21 protein-coding genes and 1 pseudogene are annotated in these 17434 nt (G+C 55.5%); 17 read left to right on the forward strand and 5 right to left on the reverse strand.

The genetic code is table 11. The features are described 5' to 3' along the window. The first annotated feature begins 120 nt into the window (after positions 1-120). From J4859_RS05165 to J4859_RS05205, 11 genes are all read left to right on the forward strand, one after another. Entirely contained in the window at positions 121-702 is a 582-nt protein-coding gene (locus tag J4859_RS05165) for a xanthine phosphoribosyltransferase (RefSeq protein ID WP_212333716.1), read from the forward strand. Between the two features lie 17 nt (positions 703-719). Next, positions 720-977: a hypothetical protein gene (locus tag J4859_RS05170; protein WP_212333719.1), complete on the forward strand. Its 258-nt coding sequence runs from the start codon at positions 720-722 to the stop codon at positions 975-977. A 117-nt stretch (positions 978-1094) separates the two neighbouring features. After that, on the forward strand, positions 1095-2252 hold the full coding sequence (locus tag J4859_RS05175) for an aminotransferase class V-fold PLP-dependent enzyme (protein WP_249113761.1): 1158 nt from the start codon (positions 1095-1097) through the stop codon (positions 2250-2252). 288 nt (positions 2253-2540) lie between these two features. Further along, a complete protein-coding gene (locus tag J4859_RS05180) occupies positions 2541-2831 on the forward strand; it encodes a hypothetical protein (RefSeq protein WP_212333722.1) in 291 nt (96 codons plus the stop codon). Further along, on the forward strand, positions 2831-3088 hold the full coding sequence (locus J4859_RS17530) for a macro domain-containing protein (RefSeq protein WP_371812223.1): 258 nt from the start codon (positions 2831-2833) through the stop codon (positions 3086-3088). Before J4859_RS05180 ends, J4859_RS17530 begins: the two co-directional genes overlap by 1 nt. A gap of 569 nt (positions 3089-3657) precedes the next feature. Next, positions 3658-3780 (forward strand): hypothetical protein, encoded by a 123-nt coding sequence (locus J4859_RS16780; protein ID WP_256436826.1) that lies wholly within the window; start codon positions 3658-3660, stop codon positions 3778-3780. Between the two features lie 143 nt (positions 3781-3923). Next, positions 3924-4103 (forward strand): hypothetical protein, encoded by a 180-nt coding sequence (locus J4859_RS05190; protein ID WP_212333728.1) that lies wholly within the window; start codon positions 3924-3926, stop codon positions 4101-4103. 77 nt (positions 4104-4180) lie between these two features. After that, the gene (locus tag J4859_RS05195) at positions 4181-4585 is read left to right on the forward strand and encodes a transposase (RefSeq protein WP_212333731.1); all 405 of its coding nucleotides are present in this window, start codon (positions 4181-4183) and stop codon (positions 4583-4585) included. Beyond that, positions 4527-4649 (forward strand): hypothetical protein, encoded by a 123-nt coding sequence (locus J4859_RS17535; protein ID WP_371812187.1) that lies wholly within the window; start codon positions 4527-4529, stop codon positions 4647-4649. Before J4859_RS05195 ends, J4859_RS17535 begins: the two co-directional genes overlap by 59 nt. Before the next feature lie 9 nt (positions 4650-4658). Next, complete coding sequence (locus J4859_RS17540) at positions 4659-5342, forward strand: transposase (RefSeq protein WP_371812224.1); 684 nt, start codon at positions 4659-4661, stop codon at positions 5340-5342. A gap of 130 nt (positions 5343-5472) precedes the next feature. Further along, positions 5473-6936 (forward strand): glycoside hydrolase family 25 protein, encoded by a 1464-nt coding sequence (locus tag J4859_RS05205; protein WP_212333737.1) that lies wholly within the window; start codon positions 5473-5475, stop codon positions 6934-6936. 19 nt (positions 6937-6955) lie between these two features. Here the strand turns inward: J4859_RS05205 and J4859_RS05210 are convergent, their stop codons facing one another. The 3 genes from J4859_RS05210 to J4859_RS05220 all read right to left on the reverse strand — a co-directional run bounded on the left by J4859_RS05210 (position 6956) and on the right by J4859_RS05220 (position 8047). Further along, positions 6956-7303, reverse strand: coding sequence for a hypothetical protein (locus J4859_RS05210; RefSeq protein WP_212333740.1), 348 nt, complete (start codon positions 7301-7303; stop codon positions 6956-6958). 13 nt (positions 7304-7316) lie between these two features. Then, on the reverse strand, positions 7317-7748 hold the full coding sequence (locus J4859_RS05215; RefSeq protein WP_212333743.1) for an MFS transporter: 432 nt from the start codon (positions 7746-7748) through the stop codon (positions 7317-7319). Positions 7749-7897: 149 nt separating this feature from the next. After that, entirely contained in the window at positions 7898-8047 is a 150-nt protein-coding gene (locus J4859_RS05220; RefSeq protein ID WP_212333747.1) for a hypothetical protein, read from the reverse strand. 589 nt (positions 8048-8636) lie between these two features. Here J4859_RS05220 and J4859_RS05225 point away from each other — a divergent pair. Then, on the forward strand, positions 8637-8843 hold the full coding sequence (locus tag J4859_RS05225; RefSeq protein WP_212333761.1) for a hypothetical protein: 207 nt from the start codon (positions 8637-8639) through the stop codon (positions 8841-8843). 663 nt (positions 8844-9506) lie between these two features. Further along, complete coding sequence (locus tag J4859_RS05230; protein ID WP_212333764.1) at positions 9507-10595, forward strand: YdcF family protein; 1089 nt, start codon at positions 9507-9509, stop codon at positions 10593-10595. A gap of 147 nt (positions 10596-10742) precedes the next feature. On the opposite strand, the gene J4859_RS05235 is transcribed toward J4859_RS05230, so the two are convergent. Next, positions 10743-11036, reverse strand: a complete 294-nt coding sequence (locus J4859_RS05235; RefSeq protein WP_212333767.1) for a helix-turn-helix domain-containing protein — start codon at positions 11034-11036, stop codon at positions 10743-10745. A 7-nt stretch (positions 11037-11043) separates the two neighbouring features. After that, positions 11044-11670 (reverse strand): hypothetical protein, encoded by a 627-nt coding sequence (locus J4859_RS05240; protein ID WP_212333770.1) that lies wholly within the window; start codon positions 11668-11670, stop codon positions 11044-11046. Positions 11671-13314: 1644 nt separating this feature from the next. Between J4859_RS05240 and J4859_RS05245 the strand changes: the two genes are divergently transcribed. From J4859_RS05245 to J4859_RS05255, 4 genes and pseudogenes are all read left to right on the forward strand, one after another. Then, positions 13315-13803, forward strand: coding sequence for a MarR family winged helix-turn-helix transcriptional regulator (locus J4859_RS05245; protein WP_212333772.1), 489 nt, complete (start codon positions 13315-13317; stop codon positions 13801-13803). 64 nt (positions 13804-13867) lie between these two features. Beyond that, positions 13868-14665, forward strand: a pseudogene (locus J4859_RS16100) (ABC transporter permease); the annotation flags it as partial. Between the two features lie 18 nt (positions 14666-14683). Beyond that, positions 14684-15568, forward strand: coding sequence for an ABC transporter ATP-binding protein (locus J4859_RS16105; protein WP_249113802.1), 885 nt, complete (start codon positions 14684-14686; stop codon positions 15566-15568). Next, positions 15558-17366, forward strand: coding sequence for an ABC transporter ATP-binding protein (locus J4859_RS05255; protein WP_212333775.1), 1809 nt, complete (start codon positions 15558-15560; stop codon positions 17364-17366). The genes J4859_RS16105 and J4859_RS05255 overlap by 11 nt, the downstream gene beginning before the upstream one ends. Positions 17367-17434: the final 68 nt, after the last annotated feature.

Below are 17434 nucleotides of genomic sequence, written 5' to 3' on the forward strand. Positions count from 1 at the left end.
AGCGATTTTTGGTATGCGTACCCCCAAACCACCGTGGAGTATGCTTAAATCTTGAGGTGCTGCTAACAATAAATAAGTAAGTATCGTTCAGATGCTGCATATGCCATACTGGGAGGATGCATGAAAGAGCTGGAAGAGCGTATTCTGCGCGATGGGGACGTAAAGCCGGGAGATGTTCTTAAGGTTGATTCCTTCTTGAACCATCAGATGGACACCAAGCTCTTTGCGGATATGGCCAAGCAGTGGCACAAAGATTTTGCCGATGCTCCGATCAACAAGATCCTCACGATTGAAGCCTCCGGTATCGGTATCGCCGCAATGGTAGCCAACGAGTTCGGGGTTCCGGCAGTGTTCGCCAAGAAGTCAAAAAGTATCAACCTGGATGGGGCGGTCTACACCTCAAAGGTGAAGTCCTATACCCACAAACGGGTCTATGACATTATCGTTGCGCAACGCTTCTTAGGTCTGGATGACCATGTGCTGATCGTTGACGACTTCCTTGCGAATGGCTGTGCAATGGACGGCCTTCTGCAGATCTGCACGCAGGCCGGTGCTACCGTTGAAGGCATTGGTATCGCAATCGAAAAGGGCTTCCAGCCGGGAGGTAAACGCCTGCGCTCTGAGGGCTATAGGCTGGATTCACTCGCAATCGTCGAATCTATGGACTCAGAGACGAACAACGTGACGTTCCGCGAACAATGAGGAAAAAGCTCGACCGCGTGCATAACTTATCCGAAGCAGGTTCCCGCAAGAACCGGAGATCTTCCGGCTACGGGATGGCCGGACAGCAGCGTGGGGAAGACATCCTGGAATACCGGACCTGTGCTCGTAAACGCCGCTTTGCGACGAAGTTTGAAGCGAAGAAAGCCGCAGCCCGCGCTTCCGCAAAGAAAGACGCGCCCAAAATCACCTACTATCACTGCCCCTATTGTGATGGGTGGCATCTGACACATAAACACACTACCAAACGTCGGTAGCGATACATCGCTTCATTGAACGTCCGCTTATATCGGTGAGTGGGGGTAGCTAAGAGGTATGTGTGAGCCGCTCTTTCGAGACTGGTATCCTGAAGATGACCAGTAAGAACGATGTGATTGGAACCATACTCATTGATCTATCTTGACAATGCGGCGACGACCATGCAGAAGCCTCAGGTCGTTGTGGATGCTGTGACGAAGGCCCTAACCACGATGGGGAACGCTTCTCGAGGTTCCCACGCTGAATCGCTGAAAGCCACCCGCGTTGACTTCGTCTGTCGCGCCCAGTTGGCGCAGCTCTTTAACTGCAAACCTGACCACGTCTGCTTTGCGCCGAATTCCACCGGTGCACTCAATATCGCCCTGATGGGGCTGATCAACCCGGGTGACCATGTGATCTCTACGGTGACCGAGCACAATTCAGTGCTCCGCCCGCTCTACCGGCTGCGAGCTGAACACAATGTCGAGGTCAGCTTTGTGGGGACCGACGAGGTGGGGAGGCTCAAGACTGAGGAGTTTGAGTCTTTCCTCAAGTCCAACACCAAGCTCATCGTGGTCAACCATGCCTCCAATGTGACCGGGAACATGGCGGATATCGCCGCGATCGGGAAGTTTGCCCACAAGCATGGGCTGCTCTTTGTAGTCGATGCTTCGCAGACGGCGGGTGTTATTCCGATCGATATGGAAAAGGACAATATCGACGTCCTATGCTTCACCGGGCACAAATCGCTGATGGGCCCACAGGGGATCGGTGGACTGTGCATCAGAGAGGGTGTTGATATTAGGCCGTGGGCTGTGGGCGGCACCGGGGTGCAGTCCTATTTGAAGACACAACCCTCTGACTACCCGACTCGTCTGGAAGCTGGAACGCTGAATTCCCATGGAATCGCAGGCCTCTCGGCAGCATTGAATTACCTGAAGGACACCGGTCTTGACACGATCGAACATCACGAGGATGAGCTGATGAAGAACTTCTACGAGCAGGTGAAGGATATCCCCAGCGTCAGAGTCTATGGGGACATCACGGTGGAAGAGAATGTGGAGCGCGCTGCGATCGTCTCGCTTAATGTGGGCGACTACGATTCCGGTGCGGTCTCTGACCACCTTGCCGAAGATTACGGTATCGCCACCCGCCCCGGCGCACACTGCGCACCGCTCATGCACAAAGCCCTGGGTACAGTGGAGCAGGGTGTTGTGCGCTTCAGCTTCGGTTGGTTCAACACACAGGAAGAGGTCGACACTGCCGCAAAGGCCATCATGGAGATTGCCCGGTGATTCAAACCTATATACATAGGGATGGAACAAGTCCCACGCAGTCTGTTTGAAGGTTGTGTGGGGCTTCTTGTGTAGTGACCAAATTGTGGTGATACTCATCGATAAAGATGTAAAAGGATACATTACAACAAGATAAGGGAGCGATCATGACAGACGATGAGGAGGCAACTTGGCTGATTAGTTACCTGCTGCACGATTCCGCCTACACCTATGCGACCGAAGGGGAAGGCAAGGGGGTTCCATATCCTTCAGGGTCGGGGAAGTCGGCGTCTCCTCTTGCGGGCACTGATGAACGTACGGATGCCCCAGCCGGTGAGCGATCAGTTCCTGGAGATCCAGGATGACTATTTGGCATGTTGCCTGCAGGAGTGCGGCGTGCAGAAACCTTCCGCGGTACCCCTCAATGCAGAAAATCTCGGAGTGTCGCGGGGTGATATCACCACGCTTGAGACTGACGCAATCGTGAATGCCGCCAATGACCAGATGCTCGGGTGCTTCATTCTCAATCGTCACTGTATATCGACAATGCGATTCAAACCTATGCAGGCGTGGGGCTCAGGCACAAATGCCACAAGCTGATGGAAGCGCAGGGACATCCTGAGCCGACCGGACAGGCGAAGGTCACACCGGGCTACAACCTGCCAGCTTCCCGTGTACTACACGCTGTGGGACCGATCATCGAGACCGGACAGCCGAGTAAAGCGAAGTGTAAGCAGCTTGCCTCCTGCTATCGCTCCTCCCTCGAACTGGCCTTACAGAATGGAATTGAGAGTATCATCTTCTGCTGTATCTCAACCGGAGACTCTAGGGAAACGATGATTAATTCGCCTCGATGAGGTTACTGGGGCCACACGCTGTATGCCGTCGGCTCAAAATGTCTCGAACCACGCAGTGCCCATACCCACATAGATACCTATCTGCCTGCGGATATGTTATAGCTACATCCACACATTCCAGCATATCCAAAAGACAGATATGGACAGACAGATGAGCTTTTAGGACCTTAAATCCTAAGGTCTGAAGAGAAAGACCAGACGAGAGGCACTCCTGGAGCGGGTGGATACAATCGTTGTGTGGGATAGCTGGATTGTTCTGGTAGATACCAGCTACCACGGACATGCTCTTGTCAGGCATGTGCGTGCTGCAAAGACGAAGCGTAAGGATGTATCCTGCTTTAGGTCATGTTTGGGCTCTTAAGACGAGAGAACCTAAGGATGCTATCCTGGATTGTCGCTCCTGGTAGCACTTCTGTGCACGTAGACCTCATGTCTGAGCAGGTGCCAGATGCAACGACACTTGCGAAGAGGTGCCATAGCCTTAAAGCGGCAGGGATCACGGCGCGGGGTGGCTCCATGGTGAATGTGACCTTCACCTGGGCCTTAAAGCTTCACGAAGAACCAAGACCATGCACGCGACCCTTAAAGCGCACCAGTCCAAGAAAGGGAAGGGGTGGCGTATCGGATACAAGGCGCATATCGGCGTGGATGCCGCAGGTGGCCTTGTGCATGGTGTGAAGACAAGCGCCTAGAATGTATCTGACATATCCTGTGGCACATGCACTCGTAAGGGAAGATGATAGGTTCTGCTATGCAGACTTTAGGCTATATAGGTATAGCGAAGCGCCCTTAAGGACGCATAAAGACCCACACCTCTCATCTATGCGCTAAAGCGTTGCTAAGGAAGCCTTCGACTAGAGAGGGCCTTGCCTGTGCGCTCTTCTCCGAGAAAGGCATCGAGTCCAGGAAGGCATCCGGCCGCTCAAAGGTAGAGCATCCCTTCCTTACCTCGCCAAAAGCATCAAAATGTGCTACCCAACGCGCGGATATCGGTCGTGTCCGTAAAGTGGTGTAAAAGGTGGGCGAGCCAGAGGCCCGCCGCCAAGGTGTGCTCGCAGTCACCAAACAGCGAGGACACCCAAGAGGACGGACATGGCTCGAATCAATCTTACACTGGACCAAGACGAGGTACTGGGGCTGCTTACCGACGGGGGCGGGGACGCCTTCAGGCTGCTGCTCCAGGAGACGCTCAACGGGGTACTGAGGGCGAAGTCAGCCGAGCAGCTGTGCGCTCAGCCCTACGAGCAAACGCAGCAGCGCACCGACAGCCGCAACGAGACGAAGGTAAGGCCCCTCACGACCAGGGTCGCCACCATCGAGCTGAAGGTGTCAAGGCAGCGCACCACCCCGTTTGAGGCCCTCGTGTTCGACAACTACAAGCGCAAGCGAGGCTGCCCTTATGACCGAGATGGTCGTCGCGGGCGTCTTTACAGTGAAGGTGGGCAGGGTCATAGAGGAGGTCTGCGAAAGGTCGTTCTCCAAGCACTCCGTCTTTGAGGCTCACGCCGAGCTGGACCCCGCCGTCAGGGCGTTTTGTGATTGGCCCCTTAAGGGCGAGTAGCCGTTCGTGATGGCAAACGCCACCTACCTCAAGGTCAGGGTCGACCACCGCGTGAGGTCAAAGGCGCTGCTAAGGTCATCGGGGTCTCGCTTGCCGAGTCGCACACGGGACGCTCCTGGGCGGACTTCCTGCGCTCCCTCGTGGACGCCAGAGAGGGGCTCGTGGCGGCCACAAGGGAGGTGCCCCCCGGCGCCGCCTGGGCAGCGCTGCCAGGCCCACTTCTCGTACAACGTGTGCAAGGCCACCCCCAAGGGCGTGCACGCCGGCCTTAAGGGGGGAGCTGGTCGAGAGGCTCAACTGCCAAGCGCACCGGAGGCGAGGCGCAGGTGCGACGAGATACTGGCGCACTTGCGCGATGTTGCCCCAAGGGTGGCGAGGGTGCTGATCGCCGCGATGCGTCTGTACATGAGGACGTCTAACTACCTGGAGAGGCTGAACAGGGAGATAGAGAGGCGCGCCTGCTTTGTCGGGGTCTTCCCGAGTAAGGTGTCGGCGATCAGGCTGATCGGGTCGGTCCTTACCGAGGAGAACGAGTGTAGCTCGACGCAGAGGAACAGCTACTACGGATTAGACTTACGCGCAGCTCCTGCAGGTGGAAGACGAGCTCGCAAAGATAGCGTGCAACCAAAGGGACATGGCAAAGGCGTAAGGCAGGGAACGCGACAGCGATTTTACACACGAAGTCGGACTTGACCATAAGTAGCGAAGAGCCCAAAAGGGTTCCGACCTCGGTTTTGAAGAAACTTGTGAAGAGATATCGTGGGAGGGTCTGAGACCCTCTATCATAGAGGAATGAATTATCGTCACTCTATGAGGAGTTGATATGCCGACAAGCGATTCATCCTCCACAGACAAACAACCGACAGCACAGGATGGCTATGTGCCGAAGCATTTTGCCAACATTGACCAGGAAAAAGATGGGGAACACGAGAAGGCACCTCAACACGTAGCGGCAGCTTCAGGCAGTGCAAAGCCGGCGACCGAGGCACCGAAGGCCGCTGAGGAGTCAGACGAGGGCGCGAACACCACAGTGGGGAAACATATGGCGAAACCTGCGGCAAAGCATGTGGAGCCGCCCTCTGAGAGCTCCGTAGCTCCTGAGGAATTCGCGGCTCAGCCTGCAAAAGCTGCTCTGGCGGCTGTGCCTGCCAAACCTTCCGGAAAGCCTGCTCAAGCTAGGTCTTTCCCGGAGAAGCCCACTGAGAAGGCATCTGAACCTGAGAACAAGGACGCTGACACGAAAAAGACTTCCAAAACCTCTACAACAACGAAGACCACGAAAGCTACTAAGACGACGAAGCAAACGTCGAAGGCTCCGAAGAGCACGAAAGCCAGCAAGAGCACCAAGACTAGCAAGTCGACCAAGCAGACGTCCAAGAAGAAAAAGGGCTCCAAGAAGAAGCGGGGCCTGATCGTACGCCGCGTGCTCATTATCGTAATCTGCGCGCTCGTCGCTGCGATCGTGATTCTCTTTGCAAACGGTATCTACTGGGAGCCAAAAGTTTCCGGTCAGTACTACGGCTCCGGCCTGAGCCAACAGAATGACTCCTATGTCAATCCGTACCAGTGGCAGAACCTGAACCGGGATGCCTTAGGCAGGCTGCACTATACGGTTGACGGTCAGGAGATGAGCCGTACCGGTATCGATGTCTCCGAATTCCAGGGCGACATCAACTGGCACCAGGTGAGAAATGACGGCATCTCCTTCGCGATGATCCGTGCAGGCTATCGCGGTAGCGATAACGGACAGATTGTCGGGGATTCCAACTTCCGCAAGAACCTGATTGGCGCCCAGATGGCTGGACTCGATGTGGGGGTCTACTTCTACTCACAGGCGACCTCGGTCGATGAGGCGGTTGAGGAAGCCAACTTTGTGCTGGGTCAGTTGGGACCGGCCTCGATCGAGTATCCGGTTGCCTTCGACTGGGAGCCGGCCAGCGGTGCGGATTCGCGCATCTCGGATCTGAACGTGGAGAGCTCACAGCAGATTGCAGAGGCCTTCTGCCAGGAGATTCAGAACAAGGGCAAGACTGCTGTCGTTTACGGCAACATCTACGATCTGGAATCCCTGAACTATCCGACGCTGTACTCGTACGGATATTGGCTGGCCTCCTACACGGATCAGCCGCTGATGGCGATCCCATGTGGCCTGTGGCAGTATTCCTCCTATGGCACAGTCTCCGGTATCGACGGCAAGGTTGATATGGATATCGACCTGACGCAGGCACTCAATCAGTACTACAGCAATGCGGATACGTCAGACAGTGCCAGTAGCTCCAACGATTAATGCAAACTCTGAGAGTGGTTCAGGAAATCCTGAACCATTCGTCACCTGCATCGTCTGAATTCCCATCATTGTCATTGTCCTTATCCTCGTCTTCGCGGGGACGGTTAACGAAGGCGTTGTAGGTCTGCTGCGCGTGCTCTGAGCGCTGTATATCGATCCAAGTGGAGCGTTCCTGCACAATTGTCACGGCTTCGTCGGCGGCCTCTTCCAGGGTGTGGGGTCGGTCGGTGACAAGGTAGTGCGCCATGTCATTCATCGCGGCGGCGCTTCCCAGATACTGGGCAAGCGCCTGACCGAACTCCTGCGGAAAACCGATACGCATGCAGGCTTCTTCCAAGTAGTAACGAGCTTGATCTTGTTCATCCATATATAGTCAAAACCTATTTCTCGTGTGAAAGTTGTGGGGTTGGCTTCTTGAGCGTCGCACGCTCAATGCGGGCTGTGAGGTAGGACAGCTGAGCTGCGATGCACGACAGAGCCGCTGCGATTGATCCTACCGAAGTGATACCCCAAGTGGTGACACTCCATCCTCCGATTGTGCTGTCCAATGAAATTCCGATGTTCATAGCAGAAGGATCCAGGGAGCTTGCCAGCGTCAGCACTTTCGGGTGCTTTAGACGCGAGGCTTTCATAAAGAGGGATACACAGAGGACTGAGACCGTATACATTAGAAGCGCGATCACACACATGAGTATGAGCGAGATGACGGTATTGCTGCCCGCCACAGCGAGGCCGATCATAACGGCGGCATTCAAGAGGTAGTTGACCGCGGCTCCCGCAACGCCAAAGTGTTTGTCGACGACGCCACCCAAAAGTTGGAGAAAAAGTAGAAGATTCCGTAAAGTACGAGGGTACTGCTGATCTGCGCCGTATCGAGGGCGAATACTTGTTTAAAGTGGCCCAGCTAATTCGACACTGAAATCAACCCCGAAAGAGTGCTCGCCTCCTTCGATCCGGGGCCTTACGCCGCCATCAGCCCTAAGCGATACCAGTTTGAGGAGCGTCTCGTAGCTAAGTAGCTGGTGGAGCCGCTCGTTGTTGTACTGCTTAGCGTAAGCCCGCGCTGAGCCTTCTTGAGCTCGGTGGGCGCTTTGTACTCGTTGATCCTCACGCACTCACTCTTGAGGCTTCTAGATCATCTCTTTTACGATAGTGTTGTCGACCCACTTGGCCTTGCCGTCCATGCTCTGGCAGATGTTTCAGCAAGCCAGCAGACCCTTATACGTTGCAGCGGAGAAGGGCGATCCCTGGTCGAAGTTGGCGCAGGAGGGTCTTTGTGCTCCTCCAGTGTCTGGCACATGCACTCGCACACGCCTGCGGCGCCCATGTCGGATGAGTCCTTCCGGCCCGCGACGCAGCGGAAGAACCAGCCGATCACACAGATCAGATACAGGTACAAGCCCCCTATCGGAATGTAGGTGATCTCGACGCTACCTGGTTGGGAAAGCGTATCGCCTTGTTCTTCAGCAGGCAGGGGTGCTTTACCGAGCTCTTGGCCGGCTTGGGACAGGTTGGGTGCACACCCATCTTCTCCATGAGCCTTCGCGCCCAGCACCTCGATGCCTCGAGTGTACGGCTTATCTTCCTCGCACCTGCGTAAGGGCTGCTTCAGGTGGACGTTATCCACGATGCGCATGGCGCGCTTGCGATTAGATCCCTCAAAAGAGCGCCAGTGAGGGCCCTTGGCCTTGTAGTAGTAGGTGAACCTGGGGATCTACAGCTACTGGAGCTGTCTGACCACGTTGATATCAGCGTTTCTTGGATCGACCAGGAATGTCTTTTATGTCGATGCTGTAGCGCTTAAGCAGGCAGTGTTGAAGATGGTCGTGCTCGCCGACCTCCTCCCGGTGCTCGTCGCACTCCCGCTCGTCCTCGGACGCTGTGAACACACGCTATCTCAAAGGTAGCCTTTGAGACCTAGGGAAACGATGATTAATGCCCATGCCGACTGCGAAAGGCCACGTGGCTGATCCTCTTTGGCACATTATTGGGAATTAATCATCGTTTCCCTAGTTCTTGACCAGGTTGGGGTTTTAGGTCGTGCTCAAAGGCGAGCTCGTTGGCAGTCTTCTTTGCGTGCTTGTACGCATTGTGCGGGTTCTCTTCTGAACGTCAAATCACTGTCCAGATATTGCGAGCCACACTGCATACAGCACAAGCTGTAACTAAGACAGGAAAGCTTGCTGTATCTGGTTGTCCTGTCAAGACCAGCACACCAAAGAGAGACAAAGAGATCTGCACAGCACAGAGATGTCGCACAGACACTGAAAGCTGAGCTTCTCTTCTGTCTGCCTTATCACCCGTGGCAAAAAGCGAGCGTTGAAAGACAGCTATGGCCCTATCTAAGAGTACCTCCCAAAGTGTACAAGCTTTCGTGATGCCACCTTATCTGAAGTCAGACAGCTCTATACGAATGCTACCAACCTAAGACTGAACAGATGCCTCGCTAACAAGACACCCTGGGAAGTCTTTCACTTTCAGACATTGCAGTTGGTAGGAGAATTCAAGTAGGATAGTGTCCATAAAGTTTGTAATCAGTTCGGCGATGGGGCCCAATGGAGAGGCCTGGTATGGATTCACAGACATTGATTGGTATCGGGGCGGCTATCCTGACTACCCTGTTGCAGCTATGGTTCTGGAGACTGCGAACTCACGAAGAGCGGAGCCTGTGGCTTGGATTTACCGGTATTTTGGCTGCCGGATCCTTGCTTGCATTTGTGACTATCGCGATACCGGCGATGCTTCAAGCAGAGGGGTTTGAGACCTACCGCAACGTCGGTGCTGTAATCGATATGGTCTTTTTGATCCTGCTGATGATCTTCCCGGTCGCTCTGGTTATTACCCTCATCGTCTCGGGGATCAAACTGATCCGTCGGGAAGGTGCCAGCTTCCGCAATGTCCTGTCCTTAGGACTCGGACTTGGGATGATTGCCTACCTGATCATCTGGTCAGTTGTGAGGAATGCGCTCTCAAACGTGCCGGTGGCAGGAGGAGTCTTCGACTTTATCTTTGGTTTTATCGCAGTTCTTTTCTTTATCTTCGGTATCGCCTTCACGCTTTACACGGTCTCCGCCATGATCGCTCAGATCCCCCATTACCACCGTCACTACGTCGCAATCATCGTCCATGGAGCGGGGCTCATGCCCGATGGGTCACCGACTCCCTTGCTTGCCAAGCGGGTCGACAAGGGGATTGAGCAGCTGCATAAGCATCCGGAGGCGATGCTCATCCTCTCAGGGGGCCAGGGTGCTGACGAGGTTCAGTCCGAGGCAAGCTCCATGAAGACCTATGCACTGGCGCAGGGGGTTCCTGAGAACAAGATCCTGTTGGAGAATCACTCCGCGACGACCAAGGAGAATCTGCAGTATTCTGATGTCGTGTGGGCGCAGTATCGAATAGATCATCCTTCAAAAGAGCATCAGGAGACGCGTTTTCTGGTTGTGTCAGATAACTACCATGTGTTTCGCGCGCTGCTGCTGGCCCGTGAGCTCAATATTCAGGCGGACGGCGTCGGATCCCATGTAAGCCTCTACTTTGCACTCAATGCACTGGTGCGCGAATGGGTGGCTTATATGGTGCTACGTAAGCAGTTCTATAACACATTTACAATCGTGCTTCTGGTTATTTACACGATGGGGGCGTTGCTGATCTTAGGCTAAGCCTCGTAGCAAGGTTGCTTAAATTGATGTCGCATATGCCGGTTGAGTATCCATGCGGGGAGCTCAATCGACATTTTTCTGTTGGTGGTGCGGCTGATGTACTGGCTCGCTGTAGCATTTCTATGAAAATGGACGCTCCTATAGATGTCAAGAGCCTGGGCCTTCGACATCTATCGGCATGCTCTCGAGCGCCCAGGCGGAATACCTCTTCGCGAACATCCAACTCTCGCACCTTCCGGACTCAAATCCGCTCACCGTGGAAGGCGACACCTCGAGGGCATGCGCGACCTTGGCCTGGTTCAGGCCGGCGCTCTTGCGCGCTTCCCTGAGTGAAAACCTGTCGACCCGCTCACCCACGTCCCTGAGTGCATGAGCATATGGTAGACCTCGCGCGATGTATCCTTGACACACACCCTTCGAGAGGGCGTGCGGCCCCGACATGCGCCGCTTAACGTAGCCTTTTGTCCTTGGGGTCGTATCTCATGCGCCTCGCCGTGACGGTGTGCAGCGCCTTGTTGGCACGCCGGTCAACGCCCTTGTTGAGGTATATGCAGCCCGATGTCTTGCCAGACGATGCCGGGATGGACGACGTTTTGCACAGCATCGCGAATGTGGCCTTGCTCCTTGAGCCTTTCGGGGTTGTCGTCTGCGGCGACAGCGAGCTCGGAGGTGCCCAGGGTCTTGAGGCACTAGATTGTAAGCAGCGACGGTGCTCAGCGACCACGCCCCTCATGAGGGACTCGAGGGTGTCTGCCTCATCCCTGGCGCCCTTCCCAGCGCGTCGGCTGCGCCCTCGTCGATCTTCAGGGCAGATTCCATCATCCTCTCCTGGGACATACCCTCCCAGCTGCTGCGAACATCGTCGGGGGCTGTCCTGGTAAGCGAAAGCGTGGCCGCATGAACCTCGAGCGCGCAGGACACACAAGCGCTTGCGCGCCACAAGCAGCGACCTGAGCTCATCGAGCCTGCCGCCGCGCAGCTTGGGGATGGACGTCCCGTCGGCGTCGGTCTCGTCGTCCTTGCCCTCGCCGCACCTCCTTCTTTGGTCCTTCTTCTTGTTGAGGACCTCCAGCACCCTGAGTGTCCGTGAGGTCAGCTCCGTAGGAGCACATACCCTCGAAGCCGTTCGGTGTGGACAGAAACTCGCACGACAGCGCAACCCTGTGCCTCTCGTCCAAGACGCACAGCCAGTGTGTGTCGATGCCGGCGACGACCTTCCCCTCGAGCTTTCTGTCCGTGAGCTCTATACCTTTCGACATCTTCCTGCTATCCCTTCCTCGCGCCTTGCCTGCCGGCCTAGGTAGGCAAGACAAAGCAGCGAAGGGAGCGCTAACATAGGGTTGTGTGAGTCTCAGGCCTGCGCTTAGGCTCCTATCAGGTCATCGCCAGGCCTTAGCTTCGACTCGTGGCACAGGACAGGTCCATTTGAGTGCAGCCCCTCGGGGCGCAAGCTGCAAAGATGAGTCGCCGCACCACGGGCCAATTATCCGACCTGCCTACGTGGGCAGGCCAACTTTGAATTCTCGGTGCTGAGGACTTTAAGCACAGTTAGGTCTGCCAAACTGCAAGCGGCTTAGGCAACTTCGGCTGCAGTGTGGCTGTCGCAGCGATGCCGGAGAGCGGAACGTGCACAAGGTATATCCCATGCAGGAGCTCCATACATGCATCGTTGTAGCCCCTGTGGCTGTACCTCTAGCTGAAGAAGTCCGCATACGACTGCGTGTGCGTCTTCGGAAGGCTATGGAACGTGCTACAGACATATGCCTTGATATTCGAGATGAGCCTGCAGCCCTCAGGGAAAGCGATGCACCACCGTCGAAGCTGTCACACTCCTTCTGGGCGAGCCTGCAGAAGGAGGAGAGCCCGACCGATATCCCCTTCAGACATCCGCTCCTATCCTCGACCTGCCAAAAGTCCCCCGAGCAGTCCTTAGCCCAGCGGATTGACGCAGGCGCCCTGTCCATCGCAGCGAGCATGGGCTGCTGCTTTGTGCCGTATCCCCCTGTGCCTTTTGCCCTGGCTTCTATATAGGAGACGTCCACCTCGAGTGTGTCAGCTGAGAGGACATCGAGTACACTTCAATCTCGCTATAGCACAACAGCAAGGACGCTGTCCTGTAGCTGTGGCCTATCTGGCGCTTGAGCGCACATGTGCTCGTGTTCAACTTTTTTGGTGTGCCATGAGGCAGAAGGCCACAAACCACGTCCTGAAGGCAGGTGGGTGTTTTCCATCATCGTGTCTGCAGTGAGGCTAAAGCCAGTGTTAAATATCTCGTGCACTACCATAGGTGTGTGCATGCCCATACACCTTCTGAGCAGCTGGCCCCTTTGCAGGCCGGGCAGGCAAAGCTTCAGGGGGACTTCTTTCCCTAAAAGCCTTTTTTTCGCACGACTCCTCTCCTTGATACCTCTCTGTGAGGTTCATAAGCGTTTCTCCCTACGCTTGCATTCCTTCAGGCTCAAGCCCGCCTGTATGCCCTTTGGCTATGTCTTTCTCTGCTTTGCCGGATGTATCACTTTGCATCTATATCGTACAGTGCAGGGGTGACCAGAAGCGTTGGGAGTGTGCTGGAAGTGCTTAGCCATTTCTATGAAAATGCAGTGAGGGATGTGTCTAAGATCCCTAATCGGTTTAATGTTTGCGCTGAAAATTAGTTGGCATATCAAGTGTTGATATATCAACTCTTTAGAACGTGAATGAAAGGTAGGAAGGTGGTTCTGTGGAACAATGCCCAGAACAGACGGGTGGGCCCGGTCGCTCCCTGTTCGATATACACACTCTGCTTTCCCAGGCCCACCATGCGCAGCAGAACTATTTCTATCCGTGCATGAAACCGATCAAGTTAGGTCCGGGGCAGCCTAAGCTCTTGAGCTACCTGCAGGCCTTCGGCCCCTCGACGCAGTCGAGTACGGCTGAATGCTTCGGGCTCGATGCCGCGGCAGTCTCACGTATGCTGAACGCACTCAGAGAGAACGGATTTGTAACGATCCGCAAGGGTACCGACTGCCGAACCAAGCTGGTCTCCCTGATTGAGGTGGGAAAACAGATACTTGCCAAATGGGAGCAGGTCTGCGACGACGAGGTGCGCGCCATGCTCAAGGGGCTGAGCGACCAGGACATTGCTTGCTTTAAGCGCTGTCTTCAGACCGCCCACCACAACCTGATTAACGCTGACCAGGGAGGAGGTAGCCGTGAAAGCAAACGATAAGCAAACAGAACTGAGTGACCTTGCGATTGTCGGGTCAGCCTTTGGACCCTACAAGCAGTCCTTTGTGCTCGCGGCGATCTGTGCCTGCATCGAGGCGACGATGGAGCTCGTTATCCCGTTTACGATGGCACAGATGGTCGATGCTGCGATCCCTTCAGGCGATGCAGAGCTGATCGTGCAGATCGGAATCAGGATGCTTTTGCTGGCGCTTGTCGCGGGTGTCTCCGGGATGGGGTATGCTCATTTCGCAGCGGAAGCTGCGATGGGCTTTGGGACAAACTTGCGCCGTAGCGCCTATGCGCATGTACAGCGGCTCTCCTTCTCCAACCTCGACCACTTTGACTCCTCCTCACTCGTGACACGCCTCACGAGTGACGTCACAGTCATTCAGGACGCTCTGGTGCAAGGCTTCCGCCCGCTTCTGCGTGGTCCCATCATGCTCGTTATGGGGCTCATTTTGTCGTTTACGATGAGTCCACAGCTCACGCTGGTCTTTGCGGTCATCCTACCTTGCCTGGCGCTGGCACTCTTTCTGATCGTGCACCACGTGGCACCGTACTTCTCAGTGTTGCAGTAGGCGATGGATCGCCTGAATGCAGTGCTGCAGGAGAATCTCGTTGCGATCCATGCAGTCAAAGCCTACGTGCGTGAACCCTGGGCTGCGGAGCGCTTTGAGGGAGTTAACAGGAAGCAGGCCGATATCGCGACCACAACCTTCTTGACAAGCGTGCTCAACATGCCGATCTTCCAGGCCTCGATGAACGTCACGAGCGTGTGCCTGCTGTGGTTCGGTGGGCAGATGATCCTGAATGGGACTCTCGGTATCGGTGCCCTGACGGGCTTTATGAGCTACGTGCTTCTGATCAACAACTCACTGCGTATGATCTCCAATGTATTCCTGCTGCTTGTGCGCTCGCTTACCAGTATCCACCGCGTGGGAGATGTCCTGCGCGAGGAGCCGGAGCTCAAAGAGCCTTCCGCGAAGCAGGCAATCAAGCACGTGAAGACCAGCTCCTTCAGCTACGACCACGTCAGCTTCCAATATACGAAGCACGCAGAGAAACCGGTCTTGAGCGACATCACGCTTTCAGTTCCCGCAGGTAGCACGCTGGGGATCCTCGGCGGAACCGGTTCAGGCAAGAGCTCAATGGTGCAACTCTTGGCTCGGCTCTACGACGTGAGCAAAGGCTCCGTGGTGGTTTCTGGCCACGATGTCAGGGACTACGATATCGAGTCTCTGCGTGAAGCGGTGGGCATTGTCCTGCAGAAGAACGTGCTCTTTACCGGCACAGTCCGGCAGAACCTGGCATGGGGTAATCCCCATGCCAACAATACCAAAGAACTCACCTGGGCCTGCTACGTTGCCTGCGTCGATGAGTTTCTGGACTGCATCGGTGGGTTGGATGCGGACTTAGGTCACGGGGGAGCCAACCTCTCCGGCGGCCAACGCCAGCGGCTCTGCATCGCCCGCGCGCTCCTCAAGCATCCCAAGATCCTCATCTTCGACGACGCGACGAGTGCCTGCGATATGAAGACGGATGCCTTGATCCGCTCGCGGCTGTCCAAACTGACTGACGTGACGAAAGTGATCGTCGCACAGCGTGTGACTTCCGTACAGGATGCGGATCAGATCGTGATCTTGGACGACGGAAAGATCGAAGGGATCGGGACGCACCAAGAGCTCCTGGCCCACGATCCGATCTACCGGGAGCTCTGCGTCTCACAGAACGTCGTTGATGCAAAGGCGGTCGAAGATGCCCGCTAAAGGGGAAGCTGCGAACCGCCCTCAGAATTTGTGGCACACCGTACGGCGGTTCCTCACGTACTTGGGCCATGCGCGTTGGCAGCTCTTGCTCGTTGCGATCCTAGTCACGATTGCCGGCGTCGGAAACCTCATCGGTACCTACATGATTCGGCCGGTAGTCAACGCCGTCGGTACCGGGGATATCCCGCGCTTTGTGCATCTGGTTGCCCTGACCGCACTCATTTATGCGATCGCGATCACCTCTTGTATCGGCTATACGCAGATGATGGTGAGGGCGGCGCAGAAGATCGTCTTCGATATCCGCCACGACCTTTTCTCCCACATGGAGCATCTGCCGCTCTCCTGGTTTGATAAGACGCGCACCGGCGACGCAATGAGTTACTTCACCAACGACGTGGATACGATCTCCGAGGCGCTCAACAACAGCTTTGCGAATATCATACAGTCGATCATCCAAACGATTGGCACCTTGATACTGCTCGTTGTGCTGAACTGGCGCCTGACGCTTATCACCGTTGCCTGCGACTTCGTGATCGTGCTCTATGTGCGCTATTCCGGAGCTCGTTCCCAGCAGCTCTTCTCCGGGCAGCAAAAGATCCTGGGTGCCTTGGACGGCTATATCGAAGAGATGGTCGCCGGCCAGAAAGTCGTCAAAGTTTTCAATCACGAGAAGCAGAACCTGCACGGGTTTGATCACCTCAACAGGAGATTGCAGAAGACCGGCACCTATGCAACCTCCTATGCTCTCTCGATGGTGCCGGTGACAGTTGCGATGAGCTACCTTAACTACGCGGTGGTAGCCGTCGTCGGTTCCCTCTTGACGCTGAACAATATGGCAGATGTCGGAGCGCTTGCGAGCTACCTTGTCCTCGTACGTCAATCAGCCATGCCGATCAACCAAATCACGCAGCTCGGCAGCTTCATTCTGACCGCCTTGGCAGGAGCGGAGCGCATCTTTTCAGTGATGGAGATACCGGTTGAGAAGGATGAGGGGAAGGTGCAGCTGATCCGCACCGGTAAGAATACCTGGGCGTGGAACAAGCCTGACGGATTCCGGACTCCGCTGGCGGGCGATGTGCGCCTCGACGATGTGACCTTTGGCTACGTGCCGGGCACCACGGTGCTCAAAGATCTGACGCTCTACGCCAAACCCGGTCAGAAGATCGCCTTTGTTGGTTCGACCGGTGCAGGTAAGACGACGATTACCAACCTGATCAACCGTTTCTATGAGATCGATTCAGGTGAGATCACCTACGACGGGATTAACATCGAAGAGATCGGCCTTAAGGATCTGCGAGGATCGTTGGGTATGGTCCTGCAGGAAACACACCTCTTTGAGGGGACGGTGGCGGATAACATCCGTTTCGGCAAGTTGGATGCCACTGATGAAGAAGTGAGGAAGGCGGCATCGATCGCAAACGCCGACTCCTTCATCTCTAGGTTGCCTGAAGGCTACAACACACGGATTATCGCGGATGGATCAAACCTAAGCCAGGGGCAACGGCAGCTCTTAGCGATCGCCCGTGCTGCCGTTGCCGACCCGCCGGTGCTGATCCTGGATGAGGCGACCTCTTCCGTTGATACCCGTACTGAGGCTCTGATCGAGCGCGGTATGGATGCACTGATGAGAGGGAGGACCGTCTTTGTGATCGCTCATCGGCTCTCAACGGTACAGAACGCGGATGCGATCATGGTGCTGGAACACGGACGCATCGTGGAGCGCGGTACGCGTGAGGAGCTCATGGCGCAGAAGGGTGTGTACTGGGAGCTCGAGACCGGCGAGTTGGAGCTCGAATAGATATCACTGCGCTATCTGACAGAAAAGCGGAAGAGGATCGATTGTGGTCTTCTTCCGCTGTACCTTTA

The organism is Atopobium sp. oral taxon 416, assembly GCF_018128285.1.
GTDB lineage: Bacteria > Actinomycetota > Coriobacteriia > Coriobacteriales > Atopobiaceae > Olsenella_L.

Coding starts and splice junctions, on each gene's coding strand:
- J4859_RS16105 (WP_249113802.1), top strand. CDS start 14,684: ATGATCTCCAATGTATTCCTGCTGCTTGTGCGCTCGCTTACCAGTATC.
- J4859_RS05230 (WP_212333764.1), top strand. CDS start 9,507: ATGGATTCACAGACATTGATTGGTATCGGGGCGGCTATCCTGACTACC.
- J4859_RS05255 (WP_212333775.1), top strand. CDS start 15,558: ATGCCCGCTAAAGGGGAAGCTGCGAACCGCCCTCAGAATTTGTGGCAC.
- J4859_RS16780 (WP_256436826.1), top strand. CDS start 3,658: ATGCACGCGACCCTTAAAGCGCACCAGTCCAAGAAAGGGAAGGGGTGG.
- J4859_RS17540 (WP_371812224.1), top strand. CDS start 4,659: ATGGCAAACGCCACCTACCTCAAGGTCAGGGTCGACCACCGCGTGAGG.
- J4859_RS05210 (WP_212333740.1), bottom strand. CDS start 7,303: ATGGATGAACAAGATCAAGCTCGTTACTACTTGGAAGAAGCCTGCATG.
- J4859_RS05205 (WP_212333737.1), top strand. CDS start 5,473: ATGCCGACAAGCGATTCATCCTCCACAGACAAACAACCGACAGCACAG.
- J4859_RS17530 (WP_371812223.1), top strand. CDS start 2,831: ATGGAAGCGCAGGGACATCCTGAGCCGACCGGACAGGCGAAGGTCACA.
- J4859_RS05235 (WP_212333767.1), bottom strand. CDS start 11,036: ATGTCGGGGCCGCACGCCCTCTCGAAGGGTGTGTGTCAAGGATACATC.
- J4859_RS05180 (WP_212333722.1), top strand. CDS start 2,541: ATGAACGTACGGATGCCCCAGCCGGTGAGCGATCAGTTCCTGGAGATC.
- J4859_RS05195 (WP_212333731.1), top strand. CDS start 4,181: ATGGCTCGAATCAATCTTACACTGGACCAAGACGAGGTACTGGGGCTG.
- J4859_RS05165 (WP_212333716.1), top strand. CDS start 121: ATGAAAGAGCTGGAAGAGCGTATTCTGCGCGATGGGGACGTAAAGCCG.